This is a genomic window from Luteibacter sp. SG786 (assembly GCF_011759605.1).
Taxonomy (GTDB): Bacteria; Pseudomonadota; Gammaproteobacteria; order Xanthomonadales; family Rhodanobacteraceae; genus Luteibacter.
The window spans coordinates 819,527-831,880 of the sequence record NZ_JAAOYX010000001.1 but is presented as its reverse complement, the minus strand read 5'-3'; the positions used below and the strand labels follow the sequence as shown (position 1 = coordinate 831,880).

The 12,354-nt window shown below is 66.3% G+C and carries 14 protein-coding genes; 8 read left to right on the top strand and 6 right to left on the bottom strand.

What is annotated here, in order from left to right:
- Positions 1-5: 5 nt before the first annotated feature.
- Positions 6-710: a YggS family pyridoxal phosphate-dependent enzyme gene (locus tag FHS47_RS03600; RefSeq protein WP_167023060.1), complete on the bottom strand. Its 705-nt coding sequence runs from the start codon at positions 708-710 to the stop codon at positions 6-8.
- A complete protein-coding gene (locus FHS47_RS03595; RefSeq protein ID WP_167023057.1) occupies positions 707-2,149 on the bottom strand; it encodes a M20 family metallopeptidase in 1,443 nt (480 codons plus the stop codon). The genes FHS47_RS03600 and FHS47_RS03595 overlap by 4 nt, the downstream gene beginning before the upstream one ends.
- A gap of 178 nt (positions 2,150-2,327) precedes the next feature.
- Between FHS47_RS03595 and FHS47_RS03590 the strand changes: the two genes are divergently transcribed.
- From FHS47_RS03590 to FHS47_RS03580, 3 genes are all read left to right on the top strand, one after another.
- Positions 2,328-2,660, top strand: a complete 333-nt coding sequence (locus tag FHS47_RS03590; RefSeq protein WP_167023054.1) for a ComEA family DNA-binding protein — start codon at positions 2,328-2,330, stop codon at positions 2,658-2,660.
- Positions 2,661-2,771: 111 nt separating this feature from the next.
- The gene (locus FHS47_RS03585) at positions 2,772-3,233 is read left to right on the top strand and encodes an SET domain-containing protein (RefSeq protein ID WP_167027615.1); all 462 of its coding nucleotides are present in this window, start codon (positions 2,772-2,774) and stop codon (positions 3,231-3,233) included.
- A gap of 21 nt (positions 3,234-3,254) precedes the next feature.
- Positions 3,255-3,791, top strand: coding sequence for a GNAT family N-acetyltransferase (locus tag FHS47_RS03580; RefSeq protein WP_167023051.1), 537 nt, complete (start codon positions 3,255-3,257; stop codon positions 3,789-3,791).
- 16 nt (positions 3,792-3,807) lie between these two features.
- Here FHS47_RS03580 and FHS47_RS03575 read toward each other — a convergent pair whose 3' ends face one another.
- From FHS47_RS03575 to FHS47_RS03565, 3 genes are all read right to left on the bottom strand, one after another.
- Positions 3,808-4,716: a hypothetical protein gene (locus tag FHS47_RS03575; RefSeq protein WP_167023049.1), complete on the bottom strand. Its 909-nt coding sequence runs from the start codon at positions 4,714-4,716 to the stop codon at positions 3,808-3,810.
- Positions 4,713-6,947 carry a M1 family metallopeptidase gene (locus tag FHS47_RS03570; protein WP_208381772.1) on the bottom strand — a complete coding sequence of 745 codons (2,235 nt, stop codon included), beginning with the start codon at positions 6,945-6,947 and terminating at the stop codon, positions 4,713-4,715. The genes FHS47_RS03575 and FHS47_RS03570 overlap by 4 nt, the downstream gene beginning before the upstream one ends.
- A gap of 94 nt (positions 6,948-7,041) precedes the next feature.
- Positions 7,042-7,461, bottom strand: a complete 420-nt coding sequence (locus tag FHS47_RS03565; RefSeq protein ID WP_167023046.1) for a hypothetical protein — start codon at positions 7,459-7,461, stop codon at positions 7,042-7,044.
- Positions 7,462-7,650: 189 nt separating this feature from the next.
- Between FHS47_RS03565 and FHS47_RS03560 the strand changes: the two genes are divergently transcribed.
- Entirely contained in the window at positions 7,651-8,181 is a 531-nt protein-coding gene (locus tag FHS47_RS03560) for a hypothetical protein (RefSeq protein WP_167023043.1), read from the top strand.
- Here FHS47_RS03560 and FHS47_RS03555 read toward each other — a convergent pair.
- Entirely contained in the window at positions 8,150-9,088 is a 939-nt protein-coding gene (locus tag FHS47_RS03555) for a LysR family transcriptional regulator (RefSeq protein ID WP_167023040.1), read from the bottom strand. The genes FHS47_RS03560 and FHS47_RS03555 overlap by 32 nt on opposite strands.
- Positions 9,089-9,204: 116 nt before the next feature.
- On the opposite strand from FHS47_RS03555, the gene FHS47_RS03550 reads away from it, so the two are divergent.
- The 4 genes from FHS47_RS03550 to FHS47_RS03535 all read left to right on the top strand — a co-directional run bounded on the left by FHS47_RS03550 (position 9,205) and on the right by FHS47_RS03535 (position 12,305).
- Positions 9,205-9,822 carry an NAD(P)H-binding protein gene (locus FHS47_RS03550; RefSeq protein ID WP_167023037.1) on the top strand — a complete coding sequence of 206 codons (618 nt, stop codon included), beginning with the start codon at positions 9,205-9,207 and terminating at the stop codon, positions 9,820-9,822.
- Positions 9,823-9,889: 67 nt separating this feature from the next.
- Entirely contained in the window at positions 9,890-10,792 is a 903-nt protein-coding gene (gene rlmJ, locus FHS47_RS03545) for a 23S rRNA (adenine(2030)-N(6))-methyltransferase RlmJ (protein WP_167023035.1), read from the top strand.
- Positions 10,793-10,821: 29 nt separating this feature from the next.
- Complete coding sequence (locus tag FHS47_RS03540; RefSeq protein WP_167023032.1) at positions 10,822-11,325, top strand: Slp family lipoprotein; 504 nt, start codon at positions 10,822-10,824, stop codon at positions 11,323-11,325.
- A 71-nt stretch (positions 11,326-11,396) separates the two neighbouring features.
- Entirely contained in the window at positions 11,397-12,305 is a 909-nt protein-coding gene (locus tag FHS47_RS03535; RefSeq protein WP_167023029.1) for a cation diffusion facilitator family transporter, read from the top strand.
- Positions 12,306-12,354 lie beyond the last annotated feature (49 nt).

Below are 12,354 nucleotides of genomic sequence, written 5' to 3'. Positions count from 1 at the left end.
TCGGCTCAGGCCTTGTAGGTTCTTGCCCCGAAGATGGCGGAGCCGATACGCACTTCGGTGCTTCCCTCGGCGATGGCCAGCGCGTAGTCCCCGCTCATTCCCATCGACAGGCGATCCACCGCGTGGCCCGCGTCGCGGGCCCTGTCACGCAGGCGATACAGCATCCGAAAACAGGCTCTTACCCGCTCTTCGTCTTCGCTTGCCTCGGCAAGCGTCATCAGGCCGCGCAGGCGCAGCGAGGAAAAGGCCTTCAATTCATCGAGGAAAGGCAGCAGGCGGTCCGGGGCGATGCCGGATTTTGTTTCCTCCGGCGATGTCTTCACCTGCACCAGCACGTCGATCGCGCGCCCGCGCGCCTGCAGCGCCTTGTCCAGGGCGACCGCCAACTCCGGGCGGTCGAGCGACTGCACCTCGCTGGCGTGGGCGGCCACCATCTTGGCCTTGTTCGTCTGCAGATGGCCGATCAGCACCCATTCCACGGGCTCGCCGGCGAGGGCCGCGGCTTTTGCCTGCACTTCCTGGGCCTTGTTCTCGCCGAAGCGATGCAGCCCCAGGCCAAGTGCCTCGCGCACGACGTCGGCGCCGAAGGTCTTGCTGACCGGAAGCAGCACGACGTCGGCAGGATCGCGACCGGCACGCCGGCAGGCGTCGGCGATGGAGGCCCGAACGACGGCGAGCCGTTCCGCGAGCGTCCCCGCTTCGAGGCTCATGCCTTCGAGGCTTCCTGGAAATGCCGGGCCACGACGTCGGCCACCACCATGCTCACCCGCTTGCCGGTCGGGATATGCAGGAATTCATTGGGACCGTGCGCATTCGAATGCGGGCCGAGCACACCCGTGATGAGGAACTGCGCCTGCGGGAATTTTTCACCGAGCATGCCCATGAACGGGATGCTGCCGCCCTCGCCCATATAGGCCGCGGGCGCGCCGAAATAATGCGCGGAGGCCGTGGCCACTGCCTCTTCGAGCCAGGGCGAGAGAGCCGGCGCATTCCAGCCGCTGCCGTCCTTCTCGAGATCAAAGGTGACCTTCGCGCCGTACGGCGGGTCTTTCTCGAGCAGTTGCTTCAGGAACTTGCCTGCCTCGGCGCCCGACAACGTCGGCGGCACGCGCAGGCTCAACTTTACCGATGTCTTGGGGCGCAGCACGTTGCCCGCGCTGTCGAGGGCGGGCATGCCGCCGACGCCCGTAACCGCCAGTTGCGGACGCCACGTGCGATTGAGCACCAGCTCCGCCAGATCGTCGGTAACGGGCTTCATGCCCTCAACGAAGGGAAACTTGTCGTAGACGGCGGTGCCCAGCACTTCCGCCGACCGGCGCGCCTGCTCGATGCGCTGCGGCGGAATGTCGACATAGAGTTCCTTCGGCACGATCCGACCGGTGGCCGGGTCTTCCAGACGGCTGAGTATGTCGCGCAGGATACGGAAGCTCGACGGCACCACGCCCGACGCATCGCCCGAGTGGACCCCTTCTTCCAGGACCTGCACGGTGAGATTGCCGCCGGTCATGCCGCGCAGGGAGGTGGTAAGCCACAGCTGGTCGTAGTTGCCGCAGCCGGAGTCGAGGCAGACGACGAGCGATGGGTTGCCGATCCGGTCGGCAAGGTGGTCCACATAGAACGGAAGATCGTAGCTGCCCGATTCCTCGCAGGCCTCGATCAGGATGACGCAGCGCGCATGCGGCACGCCTTGGTCGCGCAACGCGAGCAATGCCGCCAGCGAACCGAAGATGGCGTAGCCGTCGTCGGCACCGCCACGGCCGTAGAGCTTGTCGCCCTTGATCACGGGCGTCCACGGACCCAGGCCCTCGGCCCAGCCCGTCATCTCCGGCTGTTTGTCGAGGTGGCCGTAGAGCAGCACGGCCTGCTCCGTGCCAGCGCTCTGCACGCCTTGCGCGGGCACGTCGATGTAGATAAGCGGCGTCCGCCCTTCCAGACGCACCACTTCGAGGGAGGCGCCGGGAAGCGCAGGCAGCTTCGAACGTGCCCAGGACTCCATCAGCGCCACCGCCTGGTCCATGTATCCGTGCTCGCGCCACTGGCTGTCGAACATCGGCGACTTGTTCGGAATACGGATGTACTCGACCAGCTGCGGGACGATCTCGGCATCCCAGAGACCGCTGACGAAGGAGGAAACGCGAGAAGTATCCATGACGGGCCAGGCTCGTTCGACAAAGGCCGATTGTAACAGCGACGACGGCGGTGCCCTGGAGCATGTGGGAACGCATGGCCACGGCGCAGTGGAAACGACGCACGCGCCGGTCGGGTTCGCGCCGGTTTGCGCGCCCTCCGGCGCAACGCAGAGTGCCCCAGCGCCATCCGGCGCCACCATGAGGAGCACCATCTTGAAACGTCTTGTCATCGCCCTCGCGGGCCTTCTGTTGTCGCCGCTGGCCCTCGCATCGACGCCCGTGAACATCAATACCGCCGACGCCGCCACCTTGGCGCAGTCGCTCGACGGCGTCGGCATGGCCAAGGCCCAGGCGATCGTGGCCTGGCGCGAAGCCAACGGCGCCTTCGAGTCCGCCGACCAGCTCGCCGAGGTCAAGGGCATCGGCGCCGCCCTCGTCGACCGTAACCGCGACGCCATCCAGTTGGACGGCGGCAAGCCGGCCAAGAAGGCGAAAAGCCAGCGCAAGGCCAAGGGCAACGAGGAAGACTGAACGAGTATCCGCCGCGGGCGGGCCTTCCCACCCGCGGCGAAAGCGCTACACTCGCGCCGAGTGCGGGGCCGCCACGTGTGCCGCCGCATGGAACAGGGGCTTGATGAAGCGATGATCCTGCCGCGTTACCGTATCGCCGACTCCGCCATCCGCGGCGCCGGCAAGGGCCTTTTCGTCGACGAATTCGTGGCGGCCGGACGCATCGTCACGGCGCCCGACCAGATCGATCGCACCTACGGCTGGGCCGAGATCACCGGCTCCCCCGAGCTCGCCGCCGACCTGCACGCCGCGGCGCGCTGGTTCGAAGACCGCTATACCGTGTCGCCGGAATGGCCCGACGAGTGCTACGTGAACCATAGCTTCGATCCGACGGGGCTCTGGCACCTCGGCTTCATCTTCGCTGCCAAGGATCTTCCGCAAGGCACTGAAATCACGGTGGATTACCGTCATCTTCTCGCACCCGGCCAGGATGAGAGCTTCCATGACGCGGCTACTGGTGAGAAAATAACCGGCTTGTCCTGGCAGGAAAGTCTCGCGCAAAGCACCCGCGCGCTGGCCCTCCTGCTCGGCTGACACCTGGTCACTTCGATGGCAATGGCAGACATCCCCGTTCTGGAAACGCCGCGCCTGCGGCTCACCGCCCTTACCGAACGCCACTTCGACGATTACGCGGCCATGCTCGCGGACGCCGACAGCACGCGCTGGATCGGCGACGGCCAACCGCTCGACCGCATGAACGCATGGCGGTCCATGGCCATGTTGCTGGGCCACTGGGCGCTGCGCGGCTGCGGCATGTGGGCCATCGAACTGAAGGAAACGGGCGAATTCATCGGCCGCGCCGGTCTGATGAAGCCCGAAGGCTGGCCCGACCTCGAGTTGGGCTGGATGCTGAAGCCCGAGCACCGCCACCACGGCTACGCCACGGAAGCCGGCGAGGCCATCCTCGACTTCGCCTGGAATCAGATGCACGCGCAGCGTGTGATCAGCCTCGTGCGCATCGGCAACGAGGCCTCCGACCATGTCGCCGAGCGCCTGGGCGGCGAGCACATCGACAACATCGACTTCCTCGGCGGCGCCACGCACTTGTTTGCGTACTACCCGCCGCACCGCGCCGTGCGCCGCGTCGGCTAGCACACCAGACCGCGCCCTACAACGCCGGAGCGAAATCGCTGCGGCGGCGACGCGGATGCGCCGTTGCGAGTCCGGCCAGTGCCAGCAGCCGTGCGGTACGCATCCAGGCGACCACGATCACGCCCAGTTGCACGATGAGAATGCCCAACGGCAACCCGCTACCGGCGGCGGTGGTATGGCCGCGCCAGGATGCGATCGCCACCAGCAGCACGCCGCCGACCAGCGTGATCATGAGATAGACGAACAACGTCGCGAATGGCCGCCGAACGAATTGCATGAATCCGCGTCCCAGCGCGATGAACGCGGAGCGAAGCCCGACATCGGCGATGAACTGTGCCCTCGCCGATTCCACGATCGCTTGTGCGATGACGAAGAACAGCAGCGCCACCGCCGCTGCGCCGTACCGGTACCCGTCGGCGCTGGAGGCCAGAACGGCGGCGTCGATCTTGTCGTCCGCGAATGACGAGGCACCCAAAGACGCGGCGACCGAAAGTCCGTACGGAACAACGGCCAGAACCGACAGGCGCAGCATGCGCCCGTATTGCGCCGCTCCGCCTTGCAGCAGACCGCCAAAGTCCAGGGCACGATGTGCGCGCCCTCCCGCCACGATCATGCCGACGAGGAACGGCGCGGTAAGCCATGTCAGCAGCATGCCTGCGACGAACGCCATGCCGGTCCAGCCATGATCGTTCTGGAAGGCCGCTATCACATCGCCGAACATGAGGCCGTCGAAATGCCGGGCCCACGCGTCGGCATGCACGGAATGCCCCAGAAGGTCGTCGAGCACACGCCACACCGGCAGGGCCACCACCATCGTCGGAAGGAGGGTCACGAAGATCCACAGGAGCATAAGGCGCCACTGCAACCCCGCGACGCTGGCGCTACCGATGGCCGCGAAGGAGGAACGTTTTTGGCGGCCGTTCATAGCGTCCCCAGAAGCGAATAGATGCCCTGCAGCAGGGCGGCGATGTCCGCGCCCCAGCGTTGCGATGCCGCGTGATTGGCGTCCACGGTGCGGCTGTCATTGAGCTTGTCGGAGTCGAGGTAGATCTTCCGCTCCGGATCGAGTTCCGCCGACGTGCCTTTCACCGGCTTCACGAACGCGAAGCGCGCCCAGCGGCGGTTGTCGTCCCAGCGCACGGTTTCCGAGGAGCCGTCGGCAAAGGTGACCTTCAGGGTCTGCGGGACCGGCGAGGCATCCCGCCTCACCGTGACGATCGTCTTCCAAGGGAAAGGTCCTGTGCCGGGGCCGGCCTGCGGATGCGCCTTCTCCCAGGCATCGCGCTGTTTCCGGATGGCCTCGTCGTTGGCATCGGTGGTGATCTCCTCGCGACGGCCGTCCTTGATACGCGTCCCGGCAAGCGGCAGTACCTCTGTGCTCACGATGTCGCTGACGCTGTCGTCGATGCGTCCGGTGCCATAAACGTAACGATCGAACACCTGCGCCACCACCTCCGGCTTTCCGGAGACGTCGGCCAGCGTGGCCTGCAGGTCGCCCATGCCGGGATGACGGAAATGCCACGTGGCGTAGTACTGGCGGAAGGCCTTTTCGGTCACGCCTTTCCCGAGGCGCTCTTCCAGATCGTGCATGGCCGTGGCCGTGCGTGAGTAGACGGTGCCGTAGTCGGCGCTGGACAGGCGATCCCAGGCGTTCTCGCCCAGCGGATCGGACGGATGGCGCAATCGCGCGACCATGCGCTCGAGCATGAACGCATCCAGTGGCGGCTCCAGGCCGAAAAACTGCCACAACGGCCTGGTGAGGTACACCTTCTGCCCGCGTTCGCGCAGCATGCGGTCGTCCCAGTACTCGTTCAGGCCCTCGTCGAGCATGGGCTCCTCGAATTCGTTGGACGCGAGCAGACCGTAGAAGTAGCCGTGCCCGAACTCGTGGATGGTGACGAAATCGAGCAGGTACTCGTCCAGCGTCCTGGGCTTTATCTCGCGAAAGCTGTCGGCCGTGAAGAACGTCGGGTATTCCATGCCGCCCGCCTCCGCCGCATTGAACGGGGGGACGACGGCCGTGAGTGTCTTGTACGGATACGGGCCGAGGGTCTGGGAGAAGTACGCCAGCGAGTCGAGCGAGGCCTTGAGCACCGGCTTCGCGCTGGCTTCGTATTCAGGCGGATAGACCACTCGTACCTTGACCCTGGGGCTTCCCGGCCCGGCGTATTCGCCGTCCAGCGTTTGGTATCCGGGCGCGGCCATCCAGGCAAAGTCGTGCACGTCGCCCTGGATGAAATGCCAGGTCAGATCCTGGCCTTCCTGCACGGGAGCGCCCTGCTGCTCGCCGACGGCGGCCACGACGTAATCCTTGGGCGCGCTCACCCGCACGTCGTACTCGCCGAAGTCGGCGTAGAACTCGCTGTTGAAGTGGAATTCGTGAACGTTCCAGCGCGGCTCGGTGGCCCCGCGCTCGCCTGCCAGTTCCAGTACCCCGATCTTCGGGAACCACTGGCCCACCAGGTGGAACTTGCCGACGTAGCCCGTGCGCAGGATCACGCGCGGCAACTGGCTGTGGAAGCTCATGTCCAGCGTGACGCTGCCGCCCGCCGGCACCGGCTGCGCCAGGTCCACGCGCACGACGGTATGGTCCGTTTCCGGTCCACCGTCCGGATGCACGTAGCGCCATGCCAGCGTGGCGCCGTCCTGCTCGACGTGGCCGAGGTCGATGTACCCCCACTCGCCCTTCTTGACCGGCGCGATGCCGCGCGACCCGCCATGCGCGGCCAAGAGGCGGCGCTCGGTGAAGAAGGTGCTGCCTTCGCCCTCGAAGGCATTGAGGTACAGATGCAGGAATACCGCCGAGACCGGCCGGTCGCTGCGGTTGCGCCAGGTCAGCTGCTGCCTGCCGTCGACGGTGTGCTTGTCCGGGTCCAGCCGGGCCTGGATGCGGTAGGACACCACGCGATCGGAAAGCGTCGCTTCATTGCCCGAACGGGGCCCGCCCCACGCTTGCGCTGCGCTCGGGGTGCGCACGAAGGCCGCATGGGGCGAAGCGAAGGGAATCTCCGCCGGGGGCGCAACGCTGACCGGAGCCGCCGTGGTGGAAGCCGCGGCCGGTACCTGCGCCGTCGACACCTGGGCCGATACGCCACCGGCGAACAGAAGCGCGCCTGCAACGGTCCAACGAACGATTCTGGCTGCCTCGCGGCGCATCGATCCACCCTCCCCTGGAAGCGCACGAGATTGCGTCTCCGGGAGCGGACCCGATATAGGCCGAAAGTCACGGCCGGCCAGCCGTCGTTCGGGATCAGCCACCCTCGGCGGCGGGCAGTTCGTTCACGTCGCGCACGCTGTACACGTCGATCGCGTAGGGCGCGCGCGCGTCGCCGGTCGCCTCGAAGCGGCCGAAGATCGTGGCGTCGGCGCGCACGCCCTTCTCGGAAACCGTGCGGCGGAACGACACGACGTCGCGCTTGCGTCCTGCGGCATCGTCCATGCTGAGGTTCACTGCGCCCTTGCACTGCGCATCCGTGAGCATGGTGACCTTGCCCTCGGTGGTGGCGATGCCGCGCACCGTGACCGTGGTTCCCACATAGCGCGCCGCGGTTCCCAGCACCGTGCAGATCGTGTCCGGCGGCGGCTCGTCCGATCGGGCGGCAGCGGAGCCGGTGGCAAGCAAGAGCATGGCGGCGGCCCCCGCCGCCCGAACGAAAACAATGGCGTTCATAGGTATTCCCCCTTTGATGCCGGCCGTCGCGGCCGAGCCGATTGGACGGCTAAACGCAGCACAACGCGTTTGCCGTTTCGGGTCAATAAGAAATTTCGGCATATGCGTCACGGGCGGATTCAAGATCAACCACTTAGACCGGCGCCCGGGGATCGGCGATACTGCGCTCCCCCCATCGAGAACCCACGCATGGCTTCCTACGACGACGATTTCGACCAGGACGACGGCTATGAGGACGAGGACGATGACGAGTCGACCGAATCGCAGGTCTGGCGCCTTCTGGCGCTGATCAATCCAGGCGACGAGGACAGCGCGATGCAGCAGTTCTCCGCCTACCGCGACACCGTGGAGGAAGAAGGCGACGACGACCCGATACGGATCGTGGCCCAGGTCACCGACTGGCGCTCCGGGTTCGAGGTGGACGCCGACGACACCCGCACGCTGGTCGAGGCGATCAACGAACTGGCGAGCCGCTGGAACCTTTCCATCGACTGGGACGGCGACCCGGACGACGATGAGTTCCACGAAGAGGTCGACGGCCCTGAAATCTTCTCCCGCGCATTCGACCAGTTGAACCAGCACGGATACACGCTGTGGGCCCGCGAGGCGGACGACGGCATCTATGCCGGGTGGATCACGCAGTCGCGCGACGACGAGGCGATGCGCGTCGTCGCGACGGAACTGGGCATCAACCTGCGCCTGGGCAGTCAGGTGTCGTGATCGCTTGCCGCCCGCGCGCCATCCGCTCCCGCAACAGATCGATGAACGCGCGCACCTTCACCGACGTCTGCTTGCCGGGGTACACGGCGTGTATCCCACCGTCGGGCAAACGGTAGTCGTCCAGCAACGGCACGAGCCGGCCCGTCGCGAGATCCGCATCCACGACGTAGTCCGGCAACACGGAGATACCCAGGCCCGCCACGACGAACGCATGTGCGGCCAGCGTGCTGTTGGCGCTGGCGACCGGGCGAGTGCGCACCGTGTGTTCCACGCCAGAGTCGTCGACAAACGTCCAGCGCGTGGGCGACGACAGCACGCTGAGCGAAATCCAGTCGTGGGCGGCGAGTTCGTCGGGAATCGAGGGCGCGCCTCGCCGCGCGACATACGCAGGCGAAGCGACCAGACACTGGCGGAACGTGGACAGCCGCGCCGCGCGCAGGCTCGAATCGCGCAGCCAGCCGATGCGGATGGACAGGTCGAAACGCTCGGCAATGAGGTCGACGATTTCGTCGCTCACCACCAACTCCACACTCACCTGCGGATGCAGCGATGCGAACTCGGCGAGCGCGGGGGCCACGATGGCCGGGCCATGGTCGCCCGCGGCAGCCACCCGCAACACGCCCATGGGGGTATCGCGACGTTCGCCGAGCCGACCGACCGCTGTCTCGGCATCGGCCACGATCCGCACGCAGTCTTCATGGAAACGCTCGCCTGCCTCGGTCAGCGACATTCGTCGCGTGCTGCGAACGAGCAGGGTGACGCCCAATTCCTCCTCCAGCTTTGCGATGTGCTGGCTGACCATGGCCTTGGTCATGCCCAGCTGCTCGGCCGCGGCGGTGAACGAACCGGCCCTGACCAGGGCGACGAACACGGCGAGGCGATTGAGGTTGATGCTCGGCAAGGCCATCGGCGCCACTCGATTGTAAAGCCTCACTTTACGATGAATCGCCCAAAAGGGCGTTTTTCCGGAACGGCGCGGAGTCCATGCTGTTCTCCATCGCTTCCCATCCAAGGACATCCGACATGAAGATCGTGCTCTTCGGCGCCACCGGCAACATCGGCCAGGTCATCCTCGACGAGGCCCTTTCCCGCGGTCACGACGTGACCGCGGTGGTCCGCGATCCCTCCCGCATCGCCGCCCGTGACCACCTGCACGTCGCGAAGGGCGATGTGAACGAACCGGCGTCGCTGGCCTCCGCACTGGCCGGTGCCGACGCCGCCATCGCCAGCCTCAGCGGCGATACGCGTTCGCAGGCGCAGGCCCTGCTGGCCGCCCTCGATTCGGCCGGCGTGCGCCGCTTCGTCTGGGTCGGCGGTGCGGGTGGCCTGGAAACCGCACCAGGCGTGCGGGTCATCGACGACCCGACCTTCCCCGAGGCATGGAAAGGCATCGCCCAAGGCCAGATCGCAGCCTACGAGGCGTTTCGCGCCAGCAAGGCGAACGTCGACTGGACCTACGCCAGCCCTTCGAAGCTGATCGCCCCCGGCGAGCGCAAGGGCGTGTTCCGCGTCGGCGGCGACCAGGTACTGAAGGACGCGAACGGCGAAAGCTTCATCTCCACGGCCGATTTCGCCATCGGCGTGCTGGATCGGGTCGAGAAGGGCGACGCGCCGAAGAAGCGCGTCACTTTCGGTTACTGATCCGCGGAATCGCCGCTCGATGCCCCTCGCGGACCCTGTCCGCGAGAGGACCGCCTATAATCCCTCGATGAACTATCGCCACGCCTACCACGCCGGCAACTTCGCCGACGTCCTCAAACACATGGTGCTCGTGGCCTTGCTCGACGCGCTCAAGCAGAAGGCCACGCCCTTCTGCTACGTTGAAACGCATGCCGGCCGTGGTCGCTACGACCTGCGCAGCGTCGAAGCCCGCAAGACCGGCGAAGCCGACGAAGGCTTCGGCGTGCTGCGCACGGCCACCGGCCTGCCGCCACTGCTGTGGAAGTGGCTCGAAACCGTCCGCGCCTGCAATGACGGGGACGACATGCGCTACTACCCGGGCTCGCCCTGGTTCGCCGCCCACCTCATGCGCGAGGGCGACAGCGCCCAGCTCTGCGAACTGCATCCGGAAGAAGCCGCCGCGCTGCGCCAGGTGTTCCACCACGATCGCCGCGTGCACGTGCACCAGCGCGACGGGTACGAGGCCATGAAGGGCCTGTTGCCGCCGAAGGAAAAACGCGGCCTCGTGTTGCTCGACCCGCCGTTCGAGGCGCAGGACGCGGAGTTCCGGCTGATCGAGAAGGCCCTCAAGGCCACCATGGAAAAGTGGCCGACCGGCATGTACGCCGTGTGGTATCCGATCAAGCTGCGCAGCCACGTGCAGCCGTTCCATCGCTGGCTGACCCGATGCGGGGCGAAGCGCGTGCTGGTGGCCGAGCTGCTCCTGCGGCCGGACGATTCCCCGCTGCGCCTCAACGGCAGCGGCATGGTGATCGTCAACGCACCGTGGAAGCTCGATGAAACCCTGCGCGATTCGCTGCGCATGTTGCCTCGCCTTCTGGGGACCGCGGGCGAATCGGAATACCGTCTCAGCTGGTTGGTGAACGACGAGGCCAACGAGGCGCCGTCGCCGGCCATACCTTCCGCCCAACGTTCACCCCGGCGGCGCTAAAGTTGGACTACCTGCGAAGGAGCCGACCCATGCGTCCCACCGTCCGAATCGCCCTGCCTGTTTCCCTGCTCGTGCTGGCCCTCTCGGCCTGCGCGCCGGCCCCGATCTACAAGCCCACCCCGAACAACGTCGCCGTGCCGCCGAGCCAGGTGGCGCGCGAACCCGAACGCTACGGCAGCGCCGACGTGATCTGGGGCGGGCGCATCGTCAACGTTCGCAACTTCGCCGACCACAGCGAGATCGAAGTGCTGGCCTATCCCCTGGACGGCTCGCAACGGCCCCAGGCCAACGACACGGGCAACGGCCGCTTCATCGCCGCCATGCCCGGATACGTCGAAAGCCTCGACTATCCCTCAGGGGGGCTGGTGACCATCTCCGGGCGCCTCAATGGCACGCGCACGGGCAATGTCGGCCAGGCGCAATACACCTTCCCTCTCGTATCGGTGAACCAGTCCCATGTGTGGACGGCCAAGGAACTGTCCGGCGGCCATCCGAACGTGAGCTTTGGAGTGGGCGTCGGCGTCATCCGCTGATTCCTCCCCCCGCGGCGCCCTTGCGGCGCCGCTTTGGTAAGATCTTGCGATAAGCAAGGAACGGGGACCACATGTCGGGACATGCCGATTCGAAGCGCGCGATCTTCCTCGCGCTCGGAGCCAATTTCGCCATTTTCATCGCCAAGCTCGTGGCGGCGATCTTCACCGGTTCGGGCGCGATGCTGGCGGAAGCCGTGCATTCGCTCGCCGATTGCGGCAACCAGGGCCTCCTGCTCCTCGGCCTGCGCCAGGCCAAGCGGCCTCCGTCACCGGAGTATCCGCTGGGCTGGGGGCGCGCGCTGTATTTCTGGTCGTTCCTCGTGGCGATCCTCCTTTTCAGCGTCGGCGGCATGTTTTCCGTGTACGAAGGCATCCACAAGCTGACCGATCCGGAACCGCTGCGCTGGCCGTGGCTCGCCGTGGGCGTCCTGGCGTTTTCCATCGTCACCGAAGGCGTTTCCATGCATGGCTGCATGCAGGAAGTGAACAAGGCCCGCGAGGGACGGCCGTTGTGGCAGTGGTTCCGGGAAACCCGCGCGAGCGAACTGCTGGTGATCTTCGGCGAAGACCTGGCTGCCCTTGTGGGCCTTTGCCTTGCGTTGATCGCCGTGCTGCTCACCATGCTCACCGGCAACCTGATCTTCGACGCCCTCGGCACCATCGCCATTGGCGTGCTGCTGATCCTGGTTGCCGTGGCCGTCGCCCGCGAGGTGAAGGCCCTGCTGATCGGCCAGGGCGTGGAACCCAAGCAACGTGCCGCGATGGTCGCTTTCCTGGAAGCGCGTCCGGAGATCGACCATGTCTACAACCTGCTCACCCTGCAGATGGGTACGGACGTGATGGTGGCCATCAAGGCGCGGATGGCGCAGACACCTACCGCCCGGGCCATGGTGGAAGCCATCAATATCGTCGAGGCCGACTTCAGGGCCGAGTTCAAGGACGTGCGCTGGAGCTTCTTCGAGCCCGACCACGCCGACTGATTCACGCCGTGACAACCCCAAGGCGGTAGTACAATCGAACGCTTGTCCG

Coding starts and splice junctions, on each gene's coding strand:
- FHS47_RS03600 (WP_167023060.1), bottom strand. CDS start 710: ATGAGCCTCGAAGCGGGGACGCTCGCGGAACGGCTCGCCGTCGTTCGG.
- FHS47_RS03595 (WP_167023057.1), bottom strand. CDS start 2,149: ATGGATACTTCTCGCGTTTCCTCCTTCGTCAGCGGTCTCTGGGATGCC.
- FHS47_RS03590 (WP_167023054.1), top strand. CDS start 2,328: ATGAGGAGCACCATCTTGAAACGTCTTGTCATCGCCCTCGCGGGCCTT.
- FHS47_RS03585 (WP_167027615.1), top strand. CDS start 2,772: ATGATCCTGCCGCGTTACCGTATCGCCGACTCCGCCATCCGCGGCGCC.
- FHS47_RS03580 (WP_167023051.1), top strand. CDS start 3,255: ATGGCAGACATCCCCGTTCTGGAAACGCCGCGCCTGCGGCTCACCGCC.
- FHS47_RS03575 (WP_167023049.1), bottom strand. CDS start 4,716: ATGAACGGCCGCCAAAAACGTTCCTCCTTCGCGGCCATCGGTAGCGCC.
- FHS47_RS03570 (WP_208381772.1), bottom strand. CDS start 6,947: ATGCGCCGCGAGGCAGCCAGAATCGTTCGTTGGACCGTTGCAGGCGCG.
- FHS47_RS03565 (WP_167023046.1), bottom strand. CDS start 7,461: ATGAACGCCATTGTTTTCGTTCGGGCGGCGGGGGCCGCCGCCATGCTC.
- FHS47_RS03560 (WP_167023043.1), top strand. CDS start 7,651: ATGGCTTCCTACGACGACGATTTCGACCAGGACGACGGCTATGAGGAC.
- FHS47_RS03555 (WP_167023040.1), bottom strand. CDS start 9,088: ATGGCCTTGCCGAGCATCAACCTCAATCGCCTCGCCGTGTTCGTCGCC.
- FHS47_RS03550 (WP_167023037.1), top strand. CDS start 9,205: ATGAAGATCGTGCTCTTCGGCGCCACCGGCAACATCGGCCAGGTCATC.
- rlmJ (WP_167023035.1), top strand. CDS start 9,890: ATGAACTATCGCCACGCCTACCACGCCGGCAACTTCGCCGACGTCCTC.
- FHS47_RS03540 (WP_167023032.1), top strand. CDS start 10,822: ATGCGTCCCACCGTCCGAATCGCCCTGCCTGTTTCCCTGCTCGTGCTG.
- FHS47_RS03535 (WP_167023029.1), top strand. CDS start 11,397: ATGTCGGGACATGCCGATTCGAAGCGCGCGATCTTCCTCGCGCTCGGA.